The sequence below is a fragment of the Flavobacterium sp. 90 genome, from assembly GCF_004339525.1.
In the GTDB taxonomy this organism is placed as follows: Bacteria; Bacteroidota; Bacteroidia; order Flavobacteriales; family Flavobacteriaceae; genus Flavobacterium.
In genome coordinates this window covers 1,645,667-1,671,357 of record NZ_SMGE01000001.1, presented here as the reverse complement: position 1 = coordinate 1,671,357, position 25,691 = coordinate 1,645,667, and the positions used below count along the sequence as shown (strand labels likewise).

The window sequence follows — 25,691 nt, the reverse complement described above, 5'->3', positions numbered from 1 at the left end:
ATTAGAATTTTATGTTATAAGTTATTGTCGGAATTGGAACAGAAAAAATAGAGGTTTTATATGCCTTGATTTTTTTGTCCTCCGTAACAAAGTAAACATTGTACGGATTGTTTCTGCCCAAAACGTTATAAACAGAAATATTCCAGAAACTATGAGCCAATTTTTTTATTTTATGATTTCCTTCAATATTTACACCAATATCCAATCTGTAATAATCAGGAATTCTATATTTATTACGATCACTATATAATGTAAATTGCTCACCGGCAAAATCATATGATCCAATTGGGTAGGTAACAGGTCTTCCCGTTTGATAGACAAAATTTGTTGATAAGCTATATCTCTTTGTGAATTTATAATTTAAAATTGCACTAAAATCATGTGGTTTGTCATAATTTGTAGGGAAATATGCTCCGTTATTTACCTTCTCAGAATCAAATTTACTATCGAGTTTTATTAAGGCTCTGGAATAAGTATAACTTAACCAGCCATTAAAATTTCCTTTTTCTTTCTTGATCAAAAATTCAATTCCGTATGCTTTTCCTTCGCCTTGCAAAAGTTCTGTTTCTATGTTTTTGTTTAATAATAATTCGGCGCCAACTTTATAATCTAATATGTTTTGTGATTTCTTGTAATAACCTTCAATACTTAATTCCAGTGAGTTTTTGAGTATGTTTTTGAAAATTCCCAAAGAAAATTGATTCGAAGATTGTGGTTCTGTATTTAAATCAGAAAGTTTCCACATATCTATTGGAGATTGCGTTGTATTGCTTGAAAGCAAGTGTACATATTGATATGTTCTGTCAAAACTTGCCTTAATTGATAAATCCGGAAGTATAAAATAACGTGCAGAAACTCTTGGTTCAAATCCACCATAAGTTTTTATTACATCATTATTAGAATAGGTTTTGGTTTCTAAAACAGTTCTGTCCGATTTTGGAAAGTCAGTTTCGTAGACGTTTTGAGTAGCAGGTCCAAGTGCTGAAAAAATAGAATATCGCAATCCTAAATTGATTAATAATTCATCATTTAACTTATAATTCTCAGTAAAAAACAATGCCGATTCTAAACCTTTTTCATTTTGCAAATCAATACTTTTGATTTGAGAGTTATTATCTGTAGGGTTTATATAGCCAGGATTTACATTGTATAACTTGCTGCTGATGCCATAATTGAATACATGCTTTTCATTCAGAATGTATTTCATCTTAAAGATAAATTGAGTTTCATTGATTCTGTAACCGTAATGAAAAGATCTTTCAGGCTGAGAATTGTAATTGATATTAAATTTATATTGGCTATTGGTTATGATAAATGAAGATTTATTTTTCTCATTAAAATCATGATCCCATTTTACAGTGGCTAATTGATTATTGTATTTATATACAGAATCCGAAGAAATGCTGTACTTGTCATGGCTGTAATAAAATGAAGTTTCAAGATTATCCTTTTTAGTAAGTTGATGGTTATATTTTAGAAGAATATCATAAAAAGAAGCTTGACTATTTTCTAAATTTGAATCTTTGATAGTTTTTAAAATCCAATCAGAATAACTTGCCCGGCCGCCAAAAAGCAAACTCGATTTGCCTTTTAAAATCGGAACTTCAAGCGTAACATTACTCATTACAGGTCCAATTCCAGCTTCTCCGGAAAGTTTTTCAGTATTCCCGCTTTTAGATTTAATGTCAAAAACAGACGAAAGTCGACCGCCAAATTCGGCAGGAATACTTCCTTTATAGATATCTGCTTTTTTTGTTGTAAAAGGATTTACCGAAGAAAAGAATCCTAAAAAGTGAGAAGGATTGTATAAAACTGCATTATCTAATAAAAATAGGTTTTGGTCATCTTTTCCTCCTCTAACATTAAAGCCTGCTGATCCTTCACCAGTTGTTTTTATACCCGGAAGAGTTGTTGCTACTTTAAAGATATCCCGTTCTCCTAATATCAAAGGAACATTTTTTATATTCTCAACATCTATGCTCGTAAGTCCCGTAATGGCCGAATTTACATTTCTTGTTTTTTTATTTTCAATGATAATCTCTTTAAGAGCATTTACATTCTCGTCCAGATTAAAATCTACTTTTCCATTACTGTAAAGTACAATTTTCTTAATCTTAGTTTCGTGACTAAGAGATTGTGTTTCAATTGTGTTAATTCCCGCTGGTACCTTAAAACTGTAGTAGCCACTGGCATCACTTGTTGTACTAAAATCTTTGTCTTTTACCTTAATAGTGACATTATATTCTGGTTTTCCCGAAGTCCGATTTTTGATATAACCGGATAAAGTATGCATTTGCGAATTATCTATCAAAGATTGTTTTCCTAACATTATAATAGAGTCAGAGTCTCTTTTTGCACTATTTATATATTGTTTGTTATAAATAGGAGCAGCTAATAATTTGTCATTTTTAGAAGGCGTATTTTTAAAATAACTCTCTGATATTGTATTCGATATTAAAAGAACATTACTTAAAATGATACTATTTTGGTCAATGTAATAGTTTATGGTGGTATTATTAAAAATGTCATCCAGAATAACAACAATAGATGTATTCTGAAATTTTCCAGAAATAAGTTCATCGTTAGACAGCCATTGATCCTCAAAATAAAAATGAAAAGAACTATTTTTTTCAATTATTTCGATGGCTTTTTTTCGGGTTACATTAGAATATTCGATAGAAATATTTTTTTCTTGAGAAAAAAGACAAAAGGGCAGTAAAAAGAATAAGAAACCTAAGAGATGTTTTTTCATTAATTTTTTGAACTAAGACTTTGTAAATTGTTATCAATAAATTTTATTAAATCTGCTTTAAATTGATCGGGGTTATTTTCTTCCAGGAATTTATTTTTTCTGTAGTAATCTTTAATCTCAGATTTTAATTGAGGGAATATTGATAAAAGCTCTTTTTGAGTATTTATCGTTCTGAATTTTGATTCGAAAAGGAGTTCGAAATTACTATGTTCTTTAAATTCTGTATAAACAGTATTTTCGGTAATTTCTTCTTTTGAGGTTTTGAAGTGCTTGATGTATAAGCTGATATTTTTTCCGAGATATTTTTCTTCAAAAAAGCCGGTTACATCTTTTGGGTATTTGTATTTGGTATCAATATTGACAAATTTTTTATCTCCAATTACGAAGTAATCTGTTTTTGTGCTTATTAAATCAATAGCTAATGAAGTGGTATTTCCAAATGATTTTACAAGTAGGTCTTTGTAAATGTCATATTTAATAAGAACGTTTTCGTATAACTGGTTGTCATAATAAATAGTACCGTTAACAAAATTCTTGTTTAAATAGTAATTGTGATCATTTTTAAGATTATAACGATCGATGTGAATTTTACCGTTATTACTATTTAAAATTTCTTCCCCAACAGTTTTATCAAAATAATTAGAGATTTCTTTTTTTGCACTCGATTGGCAAAAACAAGAATTGGAGTAGCTTATAAGGATAGAAATTATTATTGCGTAATTTATCGGTTTCAGCATTTAAGATTTTTTTTGTAAGGTAATTTAAATGTAGTGCAATTTAATCGAATAAATATTACAATTCTGCAATAAAATTGCAGTTTTTTGCAATTTTATTGATTTGTAACAAAAAAACCTGTTTCGGTTAAATGAAACAGGTTTTGCTATTAGTAAACTTTAGTAAACTAAAGAGGGGGAATATCAGCTTTTAAAATAATAAGTCTACTTGAGAATTAATTTTTTCAATATAGTAGTCTATTTTTCGAATGGCTCGATTAAAGAATAGATTTTGTTCCTTAATACCTGATTGTCCTAAAGGTTTTGAGTTTATGATTTGTTGTTTGAAAAATTGATGAACATTGTTACAACTTTCTTCATTATCAGTTATAAAGTAACCTAAGAGTGTGTAAGGAACAAACATAGTTAGCTTTTCTTCCGTTTCAATAAGCATATTGTTGTTGAGTAGGATTAACTCGTTATAATAAATATTAAAATTTGTATTTTTCAAATTGCATTTTTCCTGAATCAAATGGATAATTCTTTTCAGGTCTTTGCAGAGGGCATTTGCGTTTTTTAAAGAAAGTAAACCAGCTTCATGAAAATATAGAATTTGCTGTAAACTACTGTTTATTGTAGTGTCATTCCAGATTTCATTTACTACCGTATTTTCGTATACATTTTTCAACTTCTGCATATATTCTGCAAAAGACTCTTCGATTACAAAACTTTCAAAATTGACTTTTTTTTGATTTGTGTTTAAAAGATTCAGCCAGACAAAAGCTTTGAATTTTGATAAGATAGTTCCATCCATAAAATAAAACAGCGGAATATCTTTAGCCGAATAAAATAGTGTTGTATTGGGGTTTTTTGTTAATATTTCGATTTGTTCTGCTGACGTTTTGAAATATTGAAGCATATCTTTTAATGTTTCAATCTCTATTGTCTTTTCTACAATTACCTTTTCTTTTTTTGAAAATAGATTATCCAATGAAATATTAAAATGATTTGCCAATGTGATGGTTTCATCAATCGAAAATTTACTTTTTTCAGATATTCTTCTGTGCGATGCGTCATAGCTTATTTCTAAAACTGTCGCGATCTCATCTATTAAAGAAACTGATTTTGGGATTTTAGCTCTAAGCGCTTTTAAAAACGATTCTTGATATTTCATAATTTGCGATAATCACAAATATATGAAATAGTTTTATTGATTTAAGCAAATTTGTATGTGATAATTGCAATAGGTTTGCCTTGTAATTTTAAAACAATGATTTTATGAAAACATCAATTTTAGTAATTCTAAGTTTTGTTTTTGGATGTTCTTACGGTCAGAATTCAGTTCTAGTTGAAAATGATTCTGTTGAATTGCATTCTCAAATTTTCAGTCTTTCGCCAATGTCAAAAAAAGTTGATAAAGTAAATGGACTTGTATTCGGAATCGGGCATGTTAAAAATAAACGTATAGCAAATCAAATGATTAATGGTATAAATGTCGAAGCGAATCCGGCGCCAATCGCTGGAGTTTTTATGGGTTTTATGTCATTAATGTATCTGCCGGAAAGCATTAAGAATAACAAAAAATTGGATAGTATTAAAAATACTGAAGATTACTATAGAATTAAGAATATGAATTATTCTCCTGATTTAAAATTAAATGGTCTAAATATTAGCACGGGATGTTTTTTTACCACAACGAGTATGAACGGATTGAATATTTCTGCCGGAAATAAATTCAAAAATTTTAATGGACTTTCGGTTACTGTTTTAGGAACAATTGCGGATCATCAAAACGGACTTTCGGTTGGGATTTATAATGCTAATAATAATTTGGCTGGCTCAACAGTTGGAATTTACAATCAATCTTATCAATTAACCGGATTGCATTTAGGAATTTTTAATCAAACCAGAATTAATAGAGGTTTGCAAATAGGTGTTTTTAATAAATCAAATTCAAAAGGTTTTCAATTAGGGCTTTGGAATATAAATAATAAAAGCTCAATGCCTTTTTTAAACTGGTAAATTATGAGAAGATTTTTATTACTGCTGATTCTTATATTTTCAGAATTTGCGTTTGCTCAAAAAGAATCTCAAGATTCATCTAAAGAATATGAAAGGGTTTATGTTGAAGCTGGTTTTGTACAGCCAATCGGTAAGCTTTCTGATAAGTTTGATTTGTCACCATCATTTGGCTTTTGGTTTAGAAATAAATTGACCAGAGAAGATTTTGTAGATTTTGGTTTTAATTTTTTTATACCTAAAAATCCTGTAGATGTTAATTTTAAATATCGGGACTCTATTGTGCAGTATAAATCAAGTCATTTTGCGATAAACATCGGAACGCGTTTTGCAAAAGTTATTCCGTTATCTCAACGAAAGACAGATTTTAATTTAGAATGGAATTCCGGAATTGGCTTGGCTCTAAATTTTTATAATGCTCCAAATGAATTAGAATTTGGTGATGGAGAACATACCAGAGAACTTTTGACTACATTTTATTTATCACAAGGAATCAAGCTTAATTATAGAAATACCGGATTGCAGTGTCATTATCAATGGTCTCCATACGGTTTGTTTAATGATCAGGTTGAAAAGAATTTTGGTTCCCAAAGTTTAATGTTTGGAATAGTTTATCGACAATAATTTTAAAAAATAAAAATGAAAAAAGTTCCCTTGTTGCTTATTAGTATTCGGTTATTGCTGGGTTTTCCAATGATTTTAATTGCAAATAGTAATTTTCTCTATGTTAGAATGATTTTAGTTTCATTAATGATATTCGGTTTGTTGACTGATATTTTTGATGGTATTATTGCTCGGAAAGTTGGTGTTTCATCAGAAAAATTACGTAGAATGGATAGTCAGGTCGATTTAGTTTTTTGGCTCTGTGTAGGTTGGTGTACGTGGTTGTTAAATCCTGAAATTATTATGGATTATAAATATGCCATTATTTCAATTTTTGTAATGGAAGCTTTGACCTATCTTTTTAGTATTCTGAAATTTGGAAAAGAAACTTGTACTCACGCTCTTTTGTCTAAATTATGGGGGATAACCTTGCTAGTTGCTTTTGCTTCTATGATTGGTTTTGGTCATGCGGGAATTCCTTTTTTTCTTGCAGTATTTTTTGGAATAGTTGGTCATATTGATGTTTACCTGATCATTTATTTTTTACCTAAATGGACACATGATGTTCCTAGTTCGTATCATGCCTATTTAATTCGGGAAGGAAAATCAATCAAGAGACATAAATGGTTTAATGGGTAATTATCTAATATTTGAAAAAGATATAAAAACAAAAAATCCCGTTTCAGTAAAATGAAACGGGATTTCTCTATGAATAAACCTTTAGTAAACTAAGATCTGATTACTCTTTTTTCTCCTCACGTGGAGGTCTTTGTAAAAGTGCTTTTCTTGACACTTTTTCTTTTTTAGTTTTAGGATCAACACCTAGGTATTTTACTTCAAATACATCACCCATGTTTACAACATCAGTAACATTTTCAGTACGTTCCCAAGCTAATTCAGAAACGTGTAATAAGACTTCATTTCCTGGCGCAGCAGTATATTCAACTACAGCTCCAAAATCTAACATTTTAATTACTTTTACTTCATAAGCTTCTCCCATTTGTGGTTTGAAAGTGATTGACTTAATTTTAGCCAATACTGCTTCAATTCCAGCAGGATCTGTACCTAAGATTTCGATAACACCTTGTTCATCAACTTCGTTGATAACAATAGTTGTTCCTGTAGCTTTTTGTAATTCCTGAATTACTTTTCCGCCAGGTCCAATTAATGCTCCAATAAAGTTTCCAGGAATAGTTCTGGTAATGATTTTTGGTGCGTGTGCTTTAACATCAGCTCTTGGTGCAGCGATAGTCTCAGTTAATTTTCCTAAAATGTGTAAACGTCCTTCACGTGCTTGCCCTAAAGCTTGCTCCATGATATCGTAACGTAAACCATCAATTTTAATGTCCATTTGACAAGCTGTAATACCGTCAGCAGTTCCGGTTACTTTAAAGTCCATATCTCCTAAATGATCTTCGTCACCTAAAATATCAGACAATACAGCAAATTTCTCACCATCAGTAATTAATCCCATAGCAATACCAGAAACTGGTTTTACCATTTGAACTCCAGCATCCATCAAAGCCATTGTTCCAGCACAAACTGTTGCCATAGAAGAAGAACCGTTAGATTCTAAAACTTCAGAAACAATACGAATTGTGTAAGGACAATCAGCAGGAATCATATTTTTTAAAGCTCTTTGAGCTAAGTTACCGTGACCAACTTCTCTTCTTGAAGTTCCTCTTAATGGTTTTGCTTCACCAGTTGAGAAAGGAGGGAAGTTATAGTGTAAATAGAATTTCTCTTCACCTTGTTCAGATGGAGAATCGATTTGATTCGCTTCTCTTGAAGTTCCTAAAGTTACAGTTGCCAAAGCTTGAGTTTCTCCACGAGTAAATAAAGATGAACCGTGAACTCTTGGTAAATAATCAGTTTCACACCAGATTGGTCTGATGTCAGTAGTTTTTCTACCATCTAAACGAACACCTAATTCTAATACTACATTACGAACAGCTTCTTTGTTTGTTTTGTAGAAATATTTAGAAACTAAATCTCCATCAGCAGCTAATTCTTCTTCAGTAAATAAAGCTTTAACTTCTTCTTTTACTTCAGCAAATGCAGCAGATCTTTCGTGTTTAGCTGAACCAACTTTAGCGATATCATAAATTTTATCGTATGCTGCAGCTTTTACTTTTTTGTAAATTTCTTCGTTTTCTTTTTCACCTTCGTAAGTACGAATTTCTTTTTTACCAAAAGCAGCTTGCAAACGCAATTGTGCTTGAATTTGAACTTTTATAGCTTCGTGAGCAAATTTGATAGCTTCTACCATTTCTGCTTCTGAAATTTCTTTCATCTCTCCTTCAACCATTGCTACAGAATCCATAGAAGCACCAATCATCATGTCGATGTCAGATTTGTCTAAGTCTTCTCTACTTGGGTTGATAACAAATTTTCCGTCGATACGTGCAACACGTACTTCAGAAATTAAGTTATAAAAAGGAATATCTGAAACAGCTAATGCAGCAGATGCAGCTAAACCAGCTAAAGCATCAGGCATAACAGTTTCGTCATGAGACATTAATTGAATCATAACTTGTGTTTCAGCATGGTAATCATCTGGGAAAAGCGGACGTAAAACACGGTCTACTAATCTCATTGTTAATACCTCACTATCGCTTGGGCGAGCTTCTCTCTTAAAGAAACCTCCTGGAAAACGACCAGCTGCTGCAAATTTTTCGCGGTAATCTACCGTTAATGGTAAAAAGTCTACCGCTGGGTTAGCGCTACGAGCTGAAACTGCTGTCGCAAGTATCATCGTGTCGCCCATTCTTACTACTACAGAACCATCAGCTTGTTTAGCTAAACGTCCTGTCTCGATTGTGATGCTTCTGCCATCACCTAAATCGATCTTTTCTACAAATAATTGTGGAATCATAATTTTTCCTTATTGGTTATACAATGGGTTTTAGTTGTGTTGTAGTTGTTGTGTGTAGTTGTTGTTAATCTAAAACCCAATGAAAAACCAAACTTTTTTTCTTATAAAATGCTTGTAATGTAAAAACAAAAAGAGGCACTCTCGCACCTCTTTTCTATATTGATTATTTTCTGATATTCAATACTTTGATAATCTCACGATATCTGTTGATCTCTTTCTTTTTCAAGTAATCCAACAAAGCTCTTCTTTTACCTACTAATAGTACAAGTGAACGCTCAGTGTTGTAATCGTGACGATTTTTTTTCAAGTGCTCAGTTAAATGTGAAATTCTGAACGTGAACAATGCAATCTGACCTTCTGCGCTTCCAGTGTTTGTTGCACCACCGTGTTGTGCGAAAATCTCTTCTTTTTTCTCTTTACTTAAATACATTCCAATATTATTTAATGATTTTTATGTATGTCGTACAACTTTTGTAAGACGGGTGCAAAATTAGAACTTTTTTTTGGAAAAATAAAGTTTACTGTTCTTTTTTTGCAATTGTTATAGGTAATGAATAAAGAACCTTTTTTGGAATACCTCTTTTTAAAGCAGGATTCCATTTATGCGATTGTGTTATAAGTCGTTTTATGCTTTCATCAACATGGGAATTGATTCCTCTAAGGATTTTTGGATCCACTAAACTTCCTTCTTCATTTACTGTAAAATTTATGTATATTTTTCCAGAAGTATTTTGCGAATTCAAGGGTAAATCTATTGCTCTTTGAAGGTAACCATAGAAATTATCTAATCCACCTTTTGGAGATGCGCTTGTTTCAAACTTTTTGTAATGAAACTCTTTATTATTTATTGTGTCTTTACTTGTTCCGGAAATTAGTTGTCCCTCTTTGTAATTTTCAATAAAAGTAAATTTATCATTTAATTTTCTTCCTTTCCACGTCTGATCATAAAGACCATTTTTTATAGGACCATATTCTTCAAAGGTGTCATCTTGTGTTTTGTATTCGCCATTCCCTGCGATAACTTTTTGTTCTCTTTTTTCATTCCAATAGCTGATGACTTTTGTATTTATTTTTTCTTGGTTATCTGTCGAATATTCTAACTCAGATTTTGGATTTCCATTCTCATACCAATTAAATTCTTTACCCTTTTTTTTACCATTAGAATAATAAACCGTTGATTGTTTGTTTCCGTTTTCATAGTAATAAATAAATTGTCCTTGTTCTTCCAGTTTATTTTTATTCGGTGAAAAACCTACCATTTTTAAATTCTCTGATTTGTAATAATCTTTAAAAACATAATTAGGCCTTTCCGAATAATAACCTTCGACTACTCGAATGTAGACAAGATTTTCTTCCTTGGTTTCTACAAAAGAAGAATCTAAATAAATTAATTTGTCAAGATCTGGAGGAACTTGAGCAGACTGACTTAATATTTTTGTAGGTGCCACTGAAATTAATGTAAGGGCAACAAGAAAGAGTCTAAATTTCATATACTAGATTAAAAATATAAATATAATCTTGTTTTTAGTACAATTTAGCAACTTCCAGATTTACAAATTCTAAAAATCTTTCGTCAGCTTCTGTAAAAGGATCAATTACGTGACTATCAATGTCGATTTGACCAATATTTACTCCGTCAACAAATAATGGAACCACAATTTCAGATTTCACAGTAAAACTACATGCAATATAATTATCCTGAGCAGCGACGTCAGGCACTACAAAATTGGCATTACTTTCGGCTACTTGTCCACAAATTCCTTTTCCAAACGGAATAACAGTATGATCCGTTTCTGCACCTATATAAGGTCCTAAATGCAAGGTTTTGTTTTCGTGATTGGCAAAATAAAAACCAACCCAGTTATAATATTCTACATTTGCATTTAATAGTTGGCAAATGGCTAATAGTTTTTCGTCTCTAAGAGTATTAGTATCAGCTACAATTGCGCTTATTTTTGGTTGTAATTCTTGAAATGTCATGATATAAAAATTTTATACAAAAGTATTTAAAGCTAAACTCAAAAAATACATAAATTTGAAAAAAAAATCCACTTGAGAAAATATTTAATACAGTTCAAACCCTTTCTGATTTTTATAGGTACTTTTTTTGCTACTTATATTGTACTTACCTTTATTTATAAGTGGTATTTGGATAGTTTTCAGGTAAATGACGTTGACGGAATTACAAAAATTGTCGGTCGCAACGTTGAGCAATTAATGCAATTGTTTAATTGTGATATTAAAATAGACAAAAAATTGCCTGATTCCTGGTTGGATGTCTATTATAATAAAAAATATATGACACGAATCATTGAAGGTTGTAATGCTGTAAGCGTTATTATTTTGTTTGTTTCGTTTGTTGTCGCTTTTTCCGGAAAATTTAAACCAACGTTTCTTTTTATCTTACTCGGAATTTTTCTGATCTATATTGTTAATATTGTTCGAATTGCTTTGTTAGTCGTTTTGGCATATAATTTTCCTGAATATGCTCATTTCCTGCATGGCGTCTTTTTTCCTTTAATAATATACGGACTGGTATTTGTTTTATGGTTTATTTGGATTAATAAATTTTCAAAATATGCTAGATAATTTAAAGGAACACAAATTAAAAATTCTGGTTTCAATTCTGGTTGTGTTTTGTTTTGGCGTTATCAGAGCGTTTGAAGACCAACTATTTTATGATCCGTTTTTGGATTATTTTAAAGAAGAATTTAAAAATTTGCCTTTTCCTGAAGTTGATTCTTTTAAACTTTTTGGAGGACTTTTTCTGCGATATATTCTAAATAGTACTTTATCTTTAATACTAATCTATACTTTGTTTCAGGATAAAGAAATTTTGAAATTCAGTACCTATATGTATGGTTTTTTTCTGGTGCTTCTTTTTGTAATGTTCTTTGTGATTATCGAATATTTTCCGGATGCAAACTGGCTTCTTTTTTATGTAAGACGATTTATAATCCAGCCTATATTTGTATTGTTGTTTATTCCGGCATTTTACTATCAGCAACAAAATCTTAAAAAATAACATTTCATTAAATCTTTTTTTAGTCTTTTTTAGGTAGTTTTGCAGTATGAATCTAAAAAAGTGCACAGGATTATTTTTAGCTTTCCTATTGTTGGTTTCCAACATCGGGTTTGCTTTTGATGTGCATTATTGTGGAGGTGAAATCGCTTCTGTTTCATTAAATACTACAGCTTCTGCCTCTCCTGAGAAGAAATGTTGTGGCGATTCAGAAAAGAAATCATCTTGTTGTAAAGACAAAGTAGTTCATTTCGAAAAAAAATCGGATAACGCTACATTTAAGATTTTCTTTTTTCAATTAGCTTTTCCAGCGGTAATTCAAGAATATAAACCAATTGTTTTTGTATCAATTCCAAATTTCAAAAACAATCAAATTACTTCGTATTATTCTGATGCGAATGCGCCGCCATTATTTAAATTATACAATCAATACATTTTTTATTCCTGATTTTAATGTTTAGAATCAAGCCGCTTATTGGCTTGCGCTATGCTGTTTAGTTGTTTTTCATTTAAGAAGAATTTCTATGAAACAGTTTTTCTAATTAACATTAAAATCATTTTTTATGCAAAAAAATATCATGCTTTTTTGTATGATTTTATTTTCTGTTACCGCTTTTTCGCAAGAAGATTTACAGGAAGTTAAGATCACAAAGAAGCAAAAAGGAATAAAAAAATCCTATACGCTTACCTCAAATACATCTGTTATTACAAGTAAAGAATTGCTTAAAGCGGCATGTTGTAATTTGGCCGAAAGTTTCGAAACTAATCCTTCAATCGACGTCAACTTCTCTGATGCTTTGACAGGAACGAAACAAATAAAAATGTTAGGTCTTACAAGTCCGTATTTAATGATTACTGAGGAGAATATTCCTTCGGTTCGGGGAGCTTCTCAAGCTTATGGATTGTCATTTACTCCCGGAACCTGGATCGAAAGCGTTCAGATTACCAAAGGAGCCGGAAGCGTAATCAATGGTTATGAAAGTATTTCAGGCCAAATAAACACGGAACTTTTAAAACCATTAAATGACATTCCGTTCTTTTTGAATGTTTATGGTTCAACCGATGCAAGATTTGAAGTAAATACACATTTCAATAAAAAACTATCCGATAAATGGGCGACAAGTTTGTTTGTTCATGGGAATGCCCGCGTCGCAAAAAACGATATGAATAATGATGGTTTTTTGGACAATCCTTTAGGAAAACAAATCAACGTTTTAAACCGCTATCAGTATTATGATGCCGAAAGTGGTTTGGTGAGTTTTATCAATTTTAGATATATGAATGATAAAAAGCAAACCGGAGAAGTTGATTTTGATAAAGACAGAGATCGCGGAACGACGAATCATTGGGGTTCAGAAATCAATACAGAACGTTTTGATGTTTCGACAAAAATTGGATACGTTTTTAAAGATATGCCGTATCAAAGTATCGGTTTTCAGAATGCTTTTAATAGTCATAATCAAAACTCTTATTTTGGACTGAATTTGTATGACATTAAGCAAAATAGTTTCTATTCGAATTTAATTTTCAATTCGATTATTAATAATACTAAACATAAGTTCTCGACAGGTTTGAATTTTACGTATGACCAATATCAGGAATTTGTGAACGTAACTGATTATAGCCGAATTGATAATTCAGTTGGAGCGTTCTTTGAATATACGTATGATAATACAGATAACTTTAGTTTGATTCTTGGAGGACGAGTTGATAATCATAATCGCTTAGGTTTTTTTGTTACGCCGCGTTTGCATATGAGATACAATCCATGGAAAGATGGAGTTATTCGTTTTTCTGCAGGAAGAGGAAAGCGTTCGGCTAATATTTTTGCCGAGAATCAACAGCTTTTTGCAAGTTCCAGAACATTTTCTATTTTAGATAATAGTGGAAAAATTTATGGACTGAATCCTGAAATTGCCTGGAATTACGGTGTTAGTTTTTCTCAGAAATTTAAAATTTTTAATAAAAATGCCGAAGCAGGGTTTGATTTCTACAGAACCGATTTTCAAAATCAGGCGGTTGTAGATTTAATGCAAAGTCCACAGGAAGTTTTGTTTTATAATCTAAAAGGAAGTTCATTTGCGAATAGCTTTCAGTTTGAATTCAATTATGAGTTGATTCATAATTTGAACTTGAGAACAGCTTATAAATATTACGATATTCAAACGGATTATTTAAGAGGGACTTTTCAGCGTCCGTTGCAAGCAAAACATCGTTTTTTGGGGAATCTGGAATATGAAACTCAGTTGAACAACGGTAAACAATGGAAGTTTGATTATACTTTTAACTGGTCAGGAAAACAACAATTACCTTATACGGCTTCAAATCCTGTAGAAGATCAGTTTCCGGATTTTTCGCCATCATATGCTGTTATGAATATGCAGGTTACAAGAGTAATTTCGCCTGTTTTTGAAGTTTATGCAGGAGGAGAGAATATTGGGAATTACAAACAACAGAAAGCAATTTTGGGTGCCGAAGATCCTTTTGGATCTAATTTTGATGCTTCTGTAGCATATGCGCCAATTTTTGGACAAATGTATTACGCAGGATTACGATTTAAAATAAAATAAATAAATTTATAAACTTTAATAATAGACAAAATGAAATCATCGATTCACGAATACAAAAATAACAATATAAAAGGCATGAGTAAAAACATACTTTTAATCGCATTAATCACTTTTTTAGGATTTTCGGCGCAAGCCCAAACGAAGAAAAATAAGAATTTGAAATATACTACTGAAGTAAATGGTAATTGCGAACAATGTAAAAAACGTATCGAAAAAGCTGCGTTTGGTGTTCCGGGAGTTAAAACGGCAAGTTGGGATATAAGTTCACATCAATTAACGGTGATTTTGAATGAAGAAAAATCGTCTACAGCAGATTTAAACAAAGCAATTGCCAAAGTAGGGCATGATACTAAAGAAGTTAAAGCAACGGATTCTGATTATGCTAATTTGCATTCATGTTGTAAATATGAAAGAGAGGAATAAACATAGAGAGCCCAAGTATAACTTGGGCTTTTTTAATAGTTAATTTATCTTTAAAATACCGTATTTTATTGTGGTTAAAGTAAATTATTGTTACTTTCACGAACTTATAAATGTAACCAACCTCATTTTATGAATAATTTTGATTGGACTCAATTAGTCAACCCTGAATTTTATATTACATTAAGTATTGGCGGTTTTCAAATTGGTTTATATATTGTTTTGTTTATCGTTTTTGCTGAAACAGGGCTTTTTGCAGGTTTTTTTCTACCAGGAGATAGTTTGCTTTTTTTGGCAGGTATTTATAGTCGTGATTTAATTGAAAATGTAATACACATTCCGGGAGATTTTATTAATGTATTCTTGCTTTCGTTTCTGGTTGCAGTTATGGGAGTTTTAGGTAATATGACCGGTTATTGGTTTGGAGCCAAAAGTGGTTACTATCTGTTTAAAAAAGAAGATACTTTCTGGTTTAAAAAGAAATACCTGTTACAATCGAAAGACTTCTTTGAAAAATATGGAGGAAAAGCAATTATTTACGCTCGTTTCTTGCCAATTTTCAGAACCTTTGCGCCAATCATTGCAGGAATAGTTTCGATGGATAAAAAGAAGTTTATGTTCTTCAATATATTAAGTTCCTTTTTATGGTCATTTATATTGATCTTTTCGGGACATTATTTATATGGAGTGTTCTTGAAACAAGGAATAGATTTGAAAGAACACATAGAATACATTATCATAATTATTATAATTATATCTACATTTCCGGTTCTTCTTAAGCTTATGAAGAAAAGACCAAGTGAAAATATATAAGTGATAAAATCAAGCATAAAAAAGTCCGAAGTTTAAACTTCGGACTTTTTTTATGGTTGAAATGATTTAAAGCATTCTTTATATCAATCAAAAAATGTTTTATGTTATCCAGTGAATTAACGTGATTGAAGTTATAGAACCATTGGTTGTTTATTGTGTTATTTGTTATTTCGGCCAAAGGCAGAGATTCTGTAATCAAAATTGTCAGTCTTTGTCGAATTTCCAGTGTGATTTCTCTCTTCGATAGAAATGACAAGATCGCGGAGTTTCTTGCAAAGATTCTTTGTCTCTCAGGATGAGAAGATTGAAAAAAAACAAAAGAAAAAATCTGTATAAATCCATGTTTTCGTGAAAGCGAATCCGCGTCATCCGTGTGCTATTTTATCGCTTCAACAGACAACAAGATTTATTGGAAATTACCATTCATTAACCTTATTTGCATCCATTTTTAAGAAGATAAACAATAAAATCGTGAATCCCCAAAGTCCGGAACCTCCATAAGAAAAGAAGGGTAGAGGAACTCCAATTGTTGGGAAAATTCCAATAACCATTGCAATGTTTACAAAAAAGTGAGTAAATAAAATTCCAGCCACACAGTAACCGTAAACCCTGCTAAATTTTGTTTTTTGTCTTTCGGCCAGATAAATTACTCTTAAAAATAAACCAACAAAAAGCGCGATGACAACTAATGAGCCAACAAACCCCCATTCTTCACCAACAGTCGTAAAGATGTAATCTGTATGTTGTTCAGGAACGAATCCTCCTTTGGTTTGTGTTCCTTCTAAGAAACCTTTTCCGATCCAACCTCCTGATCCAATTGCAATTTCTGATTGATTGGTATTGTATCCAATACCTTTCATATCAACTGTTTTACCTAATAAGATATTGAAACGATCACGGTGGTGTTGTTTGAAAATGTGATCAAAAACATAGTCTACAGATAATACAAAAGCTGAAATAACGGCTAATAAAATACCGCTTAAAATAATGTTTCTGTCGACAACTCTGCCTTTAAAATGTATGATTGCCAATACTCCAAACGCTATTAAAATTACAGCATATGGTTCTAAAACGAGTGTTAGTACAAATAATAAAATAGTAATAAAACCAGTCCAAACATACCAAGATGGCAAACCTTCTCTGTATAATACAATGATGAATATACTATAGATCAAGGCACTTCCCGGATCTGGTTGAGGTAAAATTAATAATACGGGTAAAAACACAATGGCCAATGCCTGAATTTGCCTGTTTGTTTCTTTGAGGTTGATTTGTGTATCACTTAAATATTTGGCTAATGCCAATGATGTAGCGGCTTTTGCAAATTCAGAAGGTTGTAATGTAAAGCTTCCAATGGCATACCAACATCTTTGACCGGCAATAGTTTTTCCGAATAGGAATAATCCTGCTAGCGATAATAAAGCAACTCCAAAAATTATACTGGCATATTTTTCATAGAATTTACCATCAACAAAAAGCACGACAAAAATCAAAGGAATAGTACAACCAATAAAAATTAATTGTTTTTGATAAGTTCCTTCAGTCGATAATAATGATGATGAATAAATATTTAGCCACCCTAATGTCACCAAGGCAATGTAGATAAAAACGCTTATCCAGTCCAGGTTATTTTTTACACTTTGATTTTTCATTTGAAATAATCTTTAATTGTCTTTAGTGGTGTCTACAGGTGTATTTTTTACTTCTACTTTCGGTTTTACGATTTTAGCTCTCATGACCGAATCCTTTGGAGTAGATTCAATTGCGCTGGCTGCTGTCGGACCGCTAACTTTAGCATACTCGCTTAAAAGGCTTTTGTTTAAAACACGAATTTCCAAGTCATTTCTTGTGATTTTATGTCTTAAATATTTCTCGATCATCAAACTTGCAATTGGCCCTGCAACTGTGGCACCAAAACCTCCGTTTTCAATCATAATAGCAATAGCTATTTTTGGGTTGTCTTTTGGAGCAAAAGCCACAAAAATAGAGTGATCTTTAAGCTGAGTTCTTTTTCCGTTTATTTTAGCAAAGTTTTCTGCTGTACCTGTTTTTCCACAAATATCAATACCTTCTACTCTAAGCGCATAAGCTGTTCCTTTGTTGTATACATCAAATAAACCACTTATTACAGGAGGGAAATATTTTTGGTCAATCGTCGTAACGTGCTTAGTGGTAAATTTAGCATCGATTTTTTTACCTTCAATCTTTTTAATGATGTGAGGTGTATAATAGTAACCTTCATTTGCCACAGTCGCCATCATATTCGCTAATTGAATAGGTGTCATTAGAACTTCTCCCTGACCAATAGAGTTGGATATAATTGTTGTACTTCTCCAGCCTCCGTTAGGATATATTTTTTTGTAGGTTTTAGAATCCGGGATATTTCCTCTTTTACCGGTTGGTAAATCATACCCCATAAACTGGCCTAAACCAAAACTTTTTACGTGATCGCTCCAGACATCAACAGCTTTGCCGGGATTTGCATATTTATTAATGGTTAGCATGTAGGCGTTTGCAAAATAAGTGTTACATGAATTGTAAATACCATTATGCAATTGATGCGGTCCAAAACCATGACATTTCATAAAACGACCTCGACCATAACTAAATCCATGATGACACATAAATGTAGTTTGCTCATTAATAACACCTTCTTGTAATGCTACCAAACCAGTTAAGATTTTAAATGGAGAACCCGGAGGATATTCTGCCAGAAGTCCTCTGTCGTATAAAGGTTTTGCAATCGAATCGTGATATAAAAGTGTGTAGTTTTTAGATCTTTGTCTTCCTACCAAAATACCAGGATCATAAGATGGTGCAGTAACTAATGCTAAGATCTCGCCTGATTTAGGTTCGATAGCAACAATTCCGCCTCTTTTATTGATCATTAATTCTTCTCCGTATTTTTGAAGTTCGGCATCAATAGTCAAATTAATGTCTTCTCCGGCAACGGCAATAGTATCGTATTTTCCTTCTTTATAAGAACCAATTTCTCGGTTGTATTTGTCTTTCTGAATGTATTTTACACCTTTTATTCCGCGTAAAATTTCTTCATAGCTTTCTTCAACACCTTGTTTTCCAATTAAGTCACCACTATTGTAATAAGGGTTTTTAGCAATTAATTTTTCATTTACTTGTACAATAGAGCCAAAAATATTGGCACCATAATCTACTTCGTAATCACGAAGAGAACGCTTTTGAAAATAAAAACCTTCAAATTTTCTAATTTTTTCCTGAAAGGCGGCAAATTCATTTTTATTTAACTGAGCCAAAAATACAGAAGGAAGTCTCGGGCTGTATACTTTTGCTTTTGCAATTCTTTTATTGTATTCTTCTCTTGTTATGTTTAATAAGGCGCAGAATTCGTTGATATTAAGGTCTTCTTTGATCTCTCTTGGAATAACCATTATATCGTATGAAGCTTGATTGGCAACTAGTAACTTGCCGTGTCTGTCATAAATGTAACCTCTTTCAGGATAATCATACTTCTTCTTTATCGCATTATTTTCTGATTTCAATTTGAAGGAATCGTCAATAATTTGCAAATAGAATATCCTAATCACTAGCAAAGATGCTGCAATAATAATTAAAGAGGGCAGCAGAACTTTTCTCATCTTTTATTGGGCTTAATAAGATATATTATTATGATTGAAGTGATTATTGTAAATATCGAGCTAAACAAAGTTCGCAGTAAAATATCCCAAATAAACTTAAATTGAAAAGCTTCGAGGATAAACAATACAATGTGATGTAATAAAACAGAAACTAAAATAAATGAAAATCGCTCTGGAGTTAATGATTCGTTAAGTCTAATAGTCTGATATTCGTAGCTCAATCCAAATGAGAATTTGAAAATATACGGTCTGTAATACGCTAATATTACACAAGCTGTCGCATGAATTCCGCCTGAGTTGCAAAACATATCCATTGTTAATCCCAATAAAAAACTAGAAATGATTAAACCAGTTCTGTTGCTGTTTACCGGGTACAAAATAATGTATAGGATGTATGGGAAGGGACTTATATACCCTAAAAAGTTCATATTATTGAAAATAACAACCTGAATTGTTAGTAACATAATAAATCGAAAAATATTGACTAACAAAGCGCTATTCATCTTTTTCCTTGTTTTCTAAATTAATAAGTTCTTCTCTGTCCTTACTTTTGATAATATAAACATGTCCTAAGTTTGTCATGTCGTTAAATAGTTTAACGTTTATGACGTAGTAACTTGTGTTTTTCTTGATGAAAATTTTATCAACCGTACCAATATTGATTCCTTCGGGAAAAATTACAGATTGTCCACCTGTAACAATTGTGTCACCTTTTCTGATAGAAGCTAATCTAGGAACGTCTTCTAGTTGAACAAATCCTGTACTTTTCCCATCCCACGTTAAAGAACCAAAGTGATTTGATTTTTTAATCTTGGCGTTAATCTGCGATTTCATATTCAAAATACTCACAACAGTCGAATATCTTGGAGAAGTATCATCGATAACCCCAACAATTCCTAAACTGTTGATTACACCCATATCCGGTTTAACACCTTCATTTGCTCCTGAATTCAAAGTAATGAAGTTTTCGTGCGTATTATAAGAGTTATGAATAACTTTTGAAACAATAATATCTGCAGGTTTTACTCCTTTTATACTATCGGCAAGAGGTATTTTTGTAGTGTCTTCTTTGTTGAATAATAAACTTTTTAACCTTGCATTTTCCAACACAAGTTCATCATTTTCAGTTTTTAGATTCAAATATTCATTAACACGATTGATTCTTTCGTAAACACCTCCGCTCAAAAAGTTGGCAGAACTGATTACTTTGCTTCTATGGTAGGAATGCGATTGAATTGTGAGAGTCAACGAAATACCTAAAAGCAGCAAAAACAGCAATCGATTACTGTTTCTTATAATGAAATTAAAAATTTGCTGCATTTCTTGTTTGGTTATTTTGTTTCAGGATATGCTTTTGGTTTCAAATTTTATAAGAGTTGAATTAATTGAATTCAACTCTTATAAAAAAAATAATGATTGTTATTTTGAATCTTATTTGATTAAGATACTTTTAAATTTTGCAATGTTTTTAAGTGCCATTCCAGTTCCACGAACTACAGCTCTTAATGGATCTTCGGCAATATAAACAGGTAAATCTGTTTTTTGCGAAATACGTTTGTCAAGACCTCTAAGCATAGATCCTCCACCGGCTAAGTAAATACCAGTATTGTAAATATCTGCAGCTAATTCAGGCGGAGTTTGAGATAACGTCTCCATTACAGCATCTTCAATACGTTGAATAGATTTGTCTAATGCTTTTGCAATTTCACGGTAAGAAACATCAACTTGTTTTGGTTTACCAGTAAGTAAATCTCTACCTTGAACAGACATATCTTCTGGTGGTCCATCTAAATCTTCGATAGCAGCACCAATTTGAATTTTTATTTTTTCAGCAGTACTTTCTCCCACAAAAAGATTGTGTTGTGTACGCATGTAATAAACGATATCATTTGTAAAAACGTCACCTGCAATTTTCACAGATTTGTCACATACAATTCCTCCTAAAGCGATTACAGCAATTTCAGTTGTACCACCTCCAATATCAACAATCATGTTTCCTTTTGGTTGCATGATATCGATACCAATACCAATTGCAGCTGCCATAGGCTCATGAATTAAGTAAACTTCTTTTCCGTTTACTCTCTCACAAGATTCTTTTACAGCTCTCATCTCAACCTCAGTAATACCAGACGGAATACAAACTACCATACGTAAAGCTGGAGTAAACATTCTTTTTTTCAATGCCGGAATACTTTTAATGAACATATTGATCATTTTTTCTGAAGCATCAAAATCAGCAATTACACCATCTTTCAAAGGCCTTATGGTCTTTATGTTTTCATGTGTCTTACCTTGCATCATATTGGCTTCCTTACCAACAGCAATGATTTTGCCTGATATTCTATCACGTGCAACGATTGATGGACTATCAATAACAACTTTATCATTATGAATGATTAAAGTGTTTGCGGTACCAAGGTCTATCGCAATATCCTCGGTCATGAAATCAAAAAATCCCATAAGTTTTTTAGGGGTTTAAAATGTTATAAATTATTTTGAACAAAGTTAAACAAATTAATGTTTAAAATGACGTGTTCCTGTAAATACCATTGCAACATTATTTTCATTGCAATAATTTATGCTTAATTCGTCTTTTATTGAGCCTCCCGGCTGAATAACAGCTGTTATTCCTGCTTTTTTAGCCAATTCTACACAATCCGGAAATGGGAAAAATGCGTCACTTGCCATCGAAGCGCCAGTTAAATCAAATCCAAAGGCTTTAGCTTTATCTACAGCTTGTACCAAAGCATCAACTCTTGATGTCTGGCCAGTACCTGAAGAAATTAATGTTCCGTTTTTTGCAAAAACAATCGTATTTGATTTTGTGTTTTTACAAATTTTTGAAGCAAAGATCAAATCTTCTATTTCTTGAGCGGTTGGCTCAGTAATTGTAACGGTTTTTAAATGCTCTTTATTATCCGTAATATTATTTCTGTCCTGAATTAACAAACCATTAAGACATGTTCTTACTTGTCTTGAAGGTAATTCAACTTCATTTTGAACTAATATAATTCTGTTTTTCTTTTCTTGTAAAACTGCAATTGCATCATCATCATAACTTGGAGCAATTACTACTTCACAGAATAATTTATTGATTTCCTGTGCTGTAGCCAAATCAATTTTAGTATTTGCAATCAAAACTCCACCAAACGCAGATGTTGGATCGCAAGCCAAAGCTGCTAAATAAGCTTCGCTAATTGTTTTTCTTGACGCTAAACCACAAGCATTATTATGTTTTAAAATTGCAAAAGTTGGTCCGTCAGTTTTAAACTCATTAATTAAGTTTACTGCAGCATCAACATCAAGTAAGTTGTTGTAAGATAGCTCTTTTCCATGAACTTTTTTGAACATTGCATCAAAATCTCCAAAAAAGAATCCTTTTTGATGTGGATTTTCTCCATATCTTAAAACCTGACCGTCTGCAATACTTTCTTTATAGATGGTTTCATCTGTATTGAAATAATTAAAAATCGCACCATCATAGTGAGATGAAACGTGAAATGCTTTTGTAGCAAACAATCTTCTGTTTTCTAGAGTTGTAGCTCCATTTTGTTCTGTGATCAAATCAAGAAGCAAGCTATATTCGTTAACTGAAGCCACAATTACAGTGTCTTTGAAGTTTTTTGCACCAGCACGAATTAAAGAAATTCCGCCAATATCAATTTTTTCGATAATATCTTGTTCGCTTGCACCAGAAGCAACAGTTTTTTCAAACGGATACAAATCAACAATTACTAAATCAATTTGAGGAATATCAAATTCTTTCATTTGTTGAACATCACTTTCGTTATCCTGACGGTTCAAAATTCCACCAAAAATTTTCGGGTGTAAAGTTTTTACTCTTCCTCCAAGAATTTCCGGAAACGAAGTAATATCTTCAACAGGAACTACAGGAATTCCAAGATTTTTAATGAAATCTTCCGTTCCTCCAGTCGAGTAAAGTGTTACATTTTGTTCGTGTAATTTTCTAACGATTGGCTCCAGTCCGTCTTTCGAAAAAACTGAAATTAATGCTGATTGTATTGTTTTAGTTGTGCTCATTGTGTAGTTATGATTTTCAGACTGCAAAAGTAGTTTTTTTAAATATTATTTTAAAGAAAATTAATGTAACATTATGCTAAAAAAAACTACTGATGAGTAAGTTAACTTTTATTAGGTTTTTGAATTTAAATTATTGAATTTTACTTTATTGAAAAATACGAAAATATGCTTGTTTATCTAAGATTATTAAAAGAAAGTTTAAGTTTTGCTATAAACGCTTTGCGAAATAATAAATTACGTACTTTATTGTCTTTGCTGGGCGTTACGATTGGTATCTTTTCAATTATCGCTGTTTTGGCGGCAGTTGATTCTTTAGATAGAAAAATTTCTAAAGATTTGAGCAGCTTAGATAAAAATACGATTTATTTAATGAAATTTTGCTTTGGACCGTCAGAAATTCCACAGTGGAAAAGAGAGCAGTTTCCAAATGTAAAATATGACGAATACGTTGGACTTAAAAATTCCCTTAATAATACAGAGCAGGTCGCATATCAACTTTTTGTAAATCATGAAAGTTTAAAGTACGATTCAAAAACAGTAAGTGATGTAAATATTATTCCTTCGTCAAACGAAATGGTCGACATTGATGGATTAAGTTTTGATAAAGGAAGATTTTATAATGAGTCGGAATCAAATTCAGGAACTGCCGTAATTGTTTTGGGATATGATATTGCCGATGGTCTTTTTGGGACAAGTGATCCTATCGGAAAAAATATTCGTTTGTACGGACAGCGTTTCACCGTAATTGGCGTAATCGCAAAACAAGGAGCCGGTTTTTTTGGTGATAGTAATGATACTTCAGTTTATTTGCCTGCCAATTTTTTACGTCGAATGTATGGAGATAGCGATTCAATGACTCCGGTAATTGTATTAAAACCGGTAAAAGGCGTTGATATGGATGCCTATAAAGCAGAAGTCGCGCAAAAATTAAGAGCAATTCGCGGAATGAAAGCTGGCGAAATGGATAACTTCTTTGTGAATGTACTTTCGGGATTTACTGATTTTATCGATGGAATTTTAGGTCAAATGAATGTTGTAGGATGGATCATCAGCGGATTTTCTCTTTTAGTTGGAGGATTCGGAATTGCCAATATCATGTTTGTTTCGGTAAAAGAAAGAACCAATTTAATCGGAATTCAAAAATCATTGGGAGCGAAAAACCGTTTTATTTTATTTCAGTTTTTATTCGAAGCTGTTATTCTTTCTGTTATTGGCGGAATAATTGGTTTGTTAATGGTTTGGGGAATTTCAGTTATTCTAACAAAAGCACTCGATTTTGAATTTGTTCTGAGTTTAGGAAATATACTTTTAGGAACTGGATTGGCTGCACTCATCGGACTAATTTCTGGAATATTGCCGGCAATTTCGGCAGCAAATTTAGATCCGGTAGAAGCCATAAGGACCGGGATGTAATTTTTTTTTAAGAAATGAGTGGTAGAATAGAATTTTATAAAATAGATAAATTAAAAATTGAGACAAATTTATTTCCATTAATAAAGGATAGCTCTTTTTTAGAAAGTTTTAAAGAATTTGTTTTCTCATATAATTTAGATACAGATTATTTCAAAGTTTCATATGACGTTATTATAGAAAAGATAACGTCTGATTTTTTTAGAATAAATCATACTGAGTTTGAAGTGATTTGTAGATGGATATTTAAGTTTCATCGTGAAGAATTAGAGAGAGATGTAAATTTTTTGGATAATCTGGGGCTAATAGAAATTGGAGATTTGCATAGTAGGGAAGAGAAAATAATATTTTATTGTTTTGGAGAATATGGAATAAATGACTTTAGTGATGAGTTAGAAAAAATAAATACCTCTTGGAATGATTTAAATACTCCTTCAAAATCTAACGACTTCAAGTTCGTTATAGATTTTCTTTCCCTTGTACTTTTAAAGAATATATTGAGAAACGAAGAGTTGGAAGCTGATTATGAAAATGAATTAAAAGAAATGTTGGTCGATTTGTCCAAAAACGAAAACATGTATTTTAGTAGTGTCAGATTTTTGGAAAATATTTTAAACAAAAATGATTTTACTAATCTATATAATGAGGATATAACATACATGCTTGAATGTTCAGAATCATATTTGTGGAAAATCGGATCCATGAAAGAAAATATTGAGAACTATAATGATCTTATTTATAGGCTTGACTTGTATTAAAACAAAATCTATTGGCTCAAATGAGCAATAAGAAATAATTTACCCTTAATTGTTCTTTTTACAACTTCGATTTTTATTTTC

The 25,691-nt window shown here is 31.7% G+C and carries 24 protein-coding genes; 11 read left to right on the top strand and 13 right to left on the bottom strand.

Features of this window, described 5'->3' with window-relative positions:
- Position 1: 1 nt before the first annotated feature.
- The 3 genes from C8C83_RS06665 to C8C83_RS06655 all read right to left on the bottom strand — a co-directional run bounded on the left by C8C83_RS06665 (position 2) and on the right by C8C83_RS06655 (position 4,639).
- Positions 2-2,752, bottom strand: coding sequence for a TonB-dependent receptor (locus tag C8C83_RS06665; RefSeq protein WP_121327231.1), 2,751 nt, complete (start codon positions 2,750-2,752; stop codon positions 2-4).
- Positions 2,752-3,489, bottom strand: a complete 738-nt coding sequence (locus C8C83_RS06660) for a hypothetical protein (protein WP_121327229.1) — start codon at positions 3,487-3,489, stop codon at positions 2,752-2,754. The genes C8C83_RS06665 and C8C83_RS06660 overlap by 1 nt, the downstream gene beginning before the upstream one ends.
- Positions 3,490-3,676: 187 nt before the next feature.
- The gene (locus tag C8C83_RS06655; RefSeq protein WP_121327227.1) at positions 3,677-4,639 is read right to left on the bottom strand and encodes a hypothetical protein; all 963 of its coding nucleotides are present in this window, start codon (positions 4,637-4,639) and stop codon (positions 3,677-3,679) included.
- A 104-nt stretch (positions 4,640-4,743) separates the two neighbouring features.
- Between C8C83_RS06655 and C8C83_RS06650 the strand changes: the two genes are divergently transcribed.
- The 3 genes from C8C83_RS06650 to C8C83_RS06640 are packed head-to-tail and all read left to right on the top strand — an operon-like array spanning position 4,744 to position 6,726.
- Positions 4,744-5,487 (top strand): hypothetical protein, encoded by a 744-nt coding sequence (locus C8C83_RS06650; protein ID WP_121327225.1) that lies wholly within the window; start codon positions 4,744-4,746, stop codon positions 5,485-5,487.
- A gap of 3 nt (positions 5,488-5,490) precedes the next feature.
- Positions 5,491-6,108, top strand: coding sequence for a hypothetical protein (locus C8C83_RS06645; RefSeq protein ID WP_121327223.1), 618 nt, complete (start codon positions 5,491-5,493; stop codon positions 6,106-6,108).
- Between the two features lie 15 nt (positions 6,109-6,123).
- Positions 6,124-6,726 carry a CDP-alcohol phosphatidyltransferase family protein gene (locus tag C8C83_RS06640; RefSeq protein WP_121327221.1) on the top strand — a complete coding sequence of 201 codons (603 nt, stop codon included), beginning with the start codon at positions 6,124-6,126 and terminating at the stop codon, positions 6,724-6,726.
- Positions 6,727-6,826: 100 nt separating this feature from the next.
- On the opposite strand, the gene C8C83_RS06635 is transcribed toward C8C83_RS06640, so the two are convergent.
- The 4 genes from C8C83_RS06635 to C8C83_RS06620 all read right to left on the bottom strand — a co-directional run bounded on the left by C8C83_RS06635 (position 6,827) and on the right by C8C83_RS06620 (position 10,942).
- The gene (locus C8C83_RS06635; RefSeq protein WP_121327219.1) at positions 6,827-8,962 is read right to left on the bottom strand and encodes a polyribonucleotide nucleotidyltransferase; all 2,136 of its coding nucleotides are present in this window, start codon (positions 8,960-8,962) and stop codon (positions 6,827-6,829) included.
- A 163-nt stretch (positions 8,963-9,125) separates the two neighbouring features.
- Entirely contained in the window at positions 9,126-9,392 is a 267-nt protein-coding gene (gene rpsO, locus C8C83_RS06630) for a 30S ribosomal protein S15 (protein WP_035623353.1), read from the bottom strand.
- Positions 9,393-9,480: 88 nt separating this feature from the next.
- Positions 9,481-10,452, bottom strand: coding sequence for an energy transducer TonB (locus C8C83_RS06625; protein WP_121327218.1), 972 nt, complete (start codon positions 10,450-10,452; stop codon positions 9,481-9,483).
- Positions 10,453-10,486: 34 nt separating this feature from the next.
- Positions 10,487-10,942, bottom strand: a complete 456-nt coding sequence (locus tag C8C83_RS06620; protein WP_121327216.1) for a GAF domain-containing protein — start codon at positions 10,940-10,942, stop codon at positions 10,487-10,489.
- A 72-nt stretch (positions 10,943-11,014) separates the two neighbouring features.
- On the opposite strand from C8C83_RS06620, the gene xrtF reads away from it, so the two are divergent.
- The 6 genes from xrtF (at position 11,015) to C8C83_RS06590 (ending at position 15,787) form a co-directional block, all read left to right on the top strand.
- Positions 11,015-11,551 (top strand): exosortase family protein XrtF, encoded by a 537-nt coding sequence (xrtF, locus tag C8C83_RS06615; RefSeq protein WP_121327214.1) that lies wholly within the window; start codon positions 11,015-11,017, stop codon positions 11,549-11,551.
- Positions 11,541-11,987, top strand: a complete 447-nt coding sequence (locus C8C83_RS06610; protein ID WP_121329974.1) for an exosortase F system-associated protein — start codon at positions 11,541-11,543, stop codon at positions 11,985-11,987. The genes xrtF and C8C83_RS06610 overlap by 11 nt, the downstream gene beginning before the upstream one ends.
- A gap of 46 nt (positions 11,988-12,033) precedes the next feature.
- On the top strand, positions 12,034-12,432 hold the full coding sequence (locus C8C83_RS06605; protein WP_121327212.1) for a hypothetical protein: 399 nt from the start codon (positions 12,034-12,036) through the stop codon (positions 12,430-12,432).
- Between the two features lie 115 nt (positions 12,433-12,547).
- Complete coding sequence (locus C8C83_RS06600) at positions 12,548-14,554, top strand: TonB-dependent receptor plug domain-containing protein (RefSeq protein WP_121327210.1); 2,007 nt, start codon at positions 12,548-12,550, stop codon at positions 14,552-14,554.
- A gap of 30 nt (positions 14,555-14,584) precedes the next feature.
- Complete coding sequence (locus C8C83_RS06595; RefSeq protein ID WP_233566019.1) at positions 14,585-14,977, top strand: heavy-metal-associated domain-containing protein; 393 nt, start codon at positions 14,585-14,587, stop codon at positions 14,975-14,977.
- A 129-nt stretch (positions 14,978-15,106) separates the two neighbouring features.
- A complete protein-coding gene (locus C8C83_RS06590; RefSeq protein ID WP_121327209.1) occupies positions 15,107-15,787 on the top strand; it encodes a VTT domain-containing protein in 681 nt (226 codons plus the stop codon).
- Between the two features lie 416 nt (positions 15,788-16,203).
- Here C8C83_RS06590 and rodA read toward each other — a convergent pair whose 3' ends face one another.
- The 6 genes from rodA to purH form a co-directional block, all read right to left on the bottom strand.
- On the bottom strand, positions 16,204-17,439 hold the full coding sequence (rodA, locus tag C8C83_RS06585; RefSeq protein WP_121327207.1) for a rod shape-determining protein RodA: 1,236 nt from the start codon (positions 17,437-17,439) through the stop codon (positions 16,204-16,206).
- A 12-nt stretch (positions 17,440-17,451) separates the two neighbouring features.
- Positions 17,452-19,401 (bottom strand): penicillin-binding protein 2, encoded by a 1,950-nt coding sequence (gene mrdA / locus C8C83_RS06580; protein WP_121327205.1) that lies wholly within the window; start codon positions 19,399-19,401, stop codon positions 17,452-17,454.
- Positions 19,398-19,904 (bottom strand): rod shape-determining protein MreD, encoded by a 507-nt coding sequence (locus C8C83_RS06575; protein ID WP_121327203.1) that lies wholly within the window; start codon positions 19,902-19,904, stop codon positions 19,398-19,400. Before C8C83_RS06575 ends, mrdA begins: the two co-directional genes overlap by 4 nt.
- Positions 19,897-20,721: a rod shape-determining protein MreC gene (gene mreC / locus C8C83_RS06570; RefSeq protein WP_099710561.1), complete on the bottom strand. Its 825-nt coding sequence runs from the start codon at positions 20,719-20,721 to the stop codon at positions 19,897-19,899. Before mreC ends, C8C83_RS06575 begins: the two co-directional genes overlap by 8 nt.
- A 111-nt stretch (positions 20,722-20,832) precedes the next feature.
- The gene (locus C8C83_RS06565; RefSeq protein WP_007804822.1) at positions 20,833-21,861 is read right to left on the bottom strand and encodes a rod shape-determining protein; all 1,029 of its coding nucleotides are present in this window, start codon (positions 21,859-21,861) and stop codon (positions 20,833-20,835) included.
- A 54-nt stretch (positions 21,862-21,915) separates the two neighbouring features.
- A complete protein-coding gene (gene purH / locus C8C83_RS06560) occupies positions 21,916-23,442 on the bottom strand; it encodes a bifunctional phosphoribosylaminoimidazolecarboxamide formyltransferase/IMP cyclohydrolase (RefSeq protein ID WP_121327201.1) in 1,527 nt (508 codons plus the stop codon).
- Between the two features lie 165 nt (positions 23,443-23,607).
- Here purH and C8C83_RS06555 point away from each other — a divergent pair, with 165 nt between their 5' ends.
- Both C8C83_RS06555 and C8C83_RS06550 read left to right on the top strand, forming a co-directional pair.
- A complete protein-coding gene (locus C8C83_RS06555; protein WP_121327199.1) occupies positions 23,608-24,855 on the top strand; it encodes an ABC transporter permease in 1,248 nt (415 codons plus the stop codon).
- A gap of 14 nt (positions 24,856-24,869) precedes the next feature.
- Positions 24,870-25,610: a hypothetical protein gene (locus C8C83_RS06550; protein ID WP_121327198.1), complete on the top strand. Its 741-nt coding sequence runs from the start codon at positions 24,870-24,872 to the stop codon at positions 25,608-25,610.
- The last annotated feature ends 81 nt before the right edge of the window (positions 25,611-25,691 follow it).

Bases quoted from the DNA above. Each gene is read 5' to 3' on its own strand.
- C8C83_RS06610 (WP_121329974.1), top strand. From the start codon at position 11,541: ATGCTAGATAATTTAAAGGAACACAAATTAAAAATTCTGGTTTCAATT.
- purH (WP_121327201.1), bottom strand. From the start codon at position 23,442: ATGAGCACAACTAAAACAATACAATCAGCATTAATTTCAGTTTTTTCG.
- rpsO (WP_035623353.1), bottom strand. From the start codon at position 9,392: ATGTATTTAAGTAAAGAGAAAAAAGAAGAGATTTTCGCACAACACGGT.
- C8C83_RS06625 (WP_121327218.1), bottom strand. From the start codon at position 10,452: ATGAAATTTAGACTCTTTCTTGTTGCCCTTACATTAATTTCAGTGGCA.
- C8C83_RS06650 (WP_121327225.1), top strand. From the start codon at position 4,744: ATGAAAACATCAATTTTAGTAATTCTAAGTTTTGTTTTTGGATGTTCT.
- C8C83_RS06635 (WP_121327219.1), bottom strand. From the start codon at position 8,962: ATGATTCCACAATTATTTGTAGAAAAGATCGATTTAGGTGATGGCAGA.
- C8C83_RS06575 (WP_121327203.1), bottom strand. From the start codon at position 19,904: ATGAATAGCGCTTTGTTAGTCAATATTTTTCGATTTATTATGTTACTA.
- C8C83_RS06550 (WP_121327198.1), top strand. From the start codon at position 24,870: ATGAGTGGTAGAATAGAATTTTATAAAATAGATAAATTAAAAATTGAG.
- mreC (WP_099710561.1), bottom strand. From the start codon at position 20,721: ATGCAGCAAATTTTTAATTTCATTATAAGAAACAGTAATCGATTGCTG.
- C8C83_RS06665 (WP_121327231.1), bottom strand. From the start codon at position 2,752: ATGAAAAAACATCTCTTAGGTTTCTTATTCTTTTTACTGCCCTTTTGT.
- C8C83_RS06590 (WP_121327209.1), top strand. From the start codon at position 15,107: ATGAATAATTTTGATTGGACTCAATTAGTCAACCCTGAATTTTATATT.
- C8C83_RS06595 (WP_233566019.1), top strand. From the start codon at position 14,585: ATGAAATCATCGATTCACGAATACAAAAATAACAATATAAAAGGCATG.
- C8C83_RS06565 (WP_007804822.1), bottom strand. From the start codon at position 21,861: ATGGGATTTTTTGATTTCATGACCGAGGATATTGCGATAGACCTTGGT.
- rodA (WP_121327207.1), bottom strand. From the start codon at position 17,439: ATGAAAAATCAAAGTGTAAAAAATAACCTGGACTGGATAAGCGTTTTT.
- C8C83_RS06645 (WP_121327223.1), top strand. From the start codon at position 5,491: ATGAGAAGATTTTTATTACTGCTGATTCTTATATTTTCAGAATTTGCG.
- C8C83_RS06555 (WP_121327199.1), top strand. From the start codon at position 23,608: ATGCTTGTTTATCTAAGATTATTAAAAGAAAGTTTAAGTTTTGCTATA.
- C8C83_RS06620 (WP_121327216.1), bottom strand. From the start codon at position 10,942: ATGACATTTCAAGAATTACAACCAAAAATAAGCGCAATTGTAGCTGAT.
- C8C83_RS06605 (WP_121327212.1), top strand. From the start codon at position 12,034: ATGAATCTAAAAAAGTGCACAGGATTATTTTTAGCTTTCCTATTGTTG.
- C8C83_RS06660 (WP_121327229.1), bottom strand. From the start codon at position 3,489: ATGCTGAAACCGATAAATTACGCAATAATAATTTCTATCCTTATAAGC.
- C8C83_RS06600 (WP_121327210.1), top strand. From the start codon at position 12,548: ATGCAAAAAAATATCATGCTTTTTTGTATGATTTTATTTTCTGTTACC.
- mrdA (WP_121327205.1), bottom strand. From the start codon at position 19,401: ATGAGAAAAGTTCTGCTGCCCTCTTTAATTATTATTGCAGCATCTTTG.
- C8C83_RS06655 (WP_121327227.1), bottom strand. From the start codon at position 4,639: ATGAAATATCAAGAATCGTTTTTAAAAGCGCTTAGAGCTAAAATCCCA.
- C8C83_RS06640 (WP_121327221.1), top strand. From the start codon at position 6,124: ATGAAAAAAGTTCCCTTGTTGCTTATTAGTATTCGGTTATTGCTGGGT.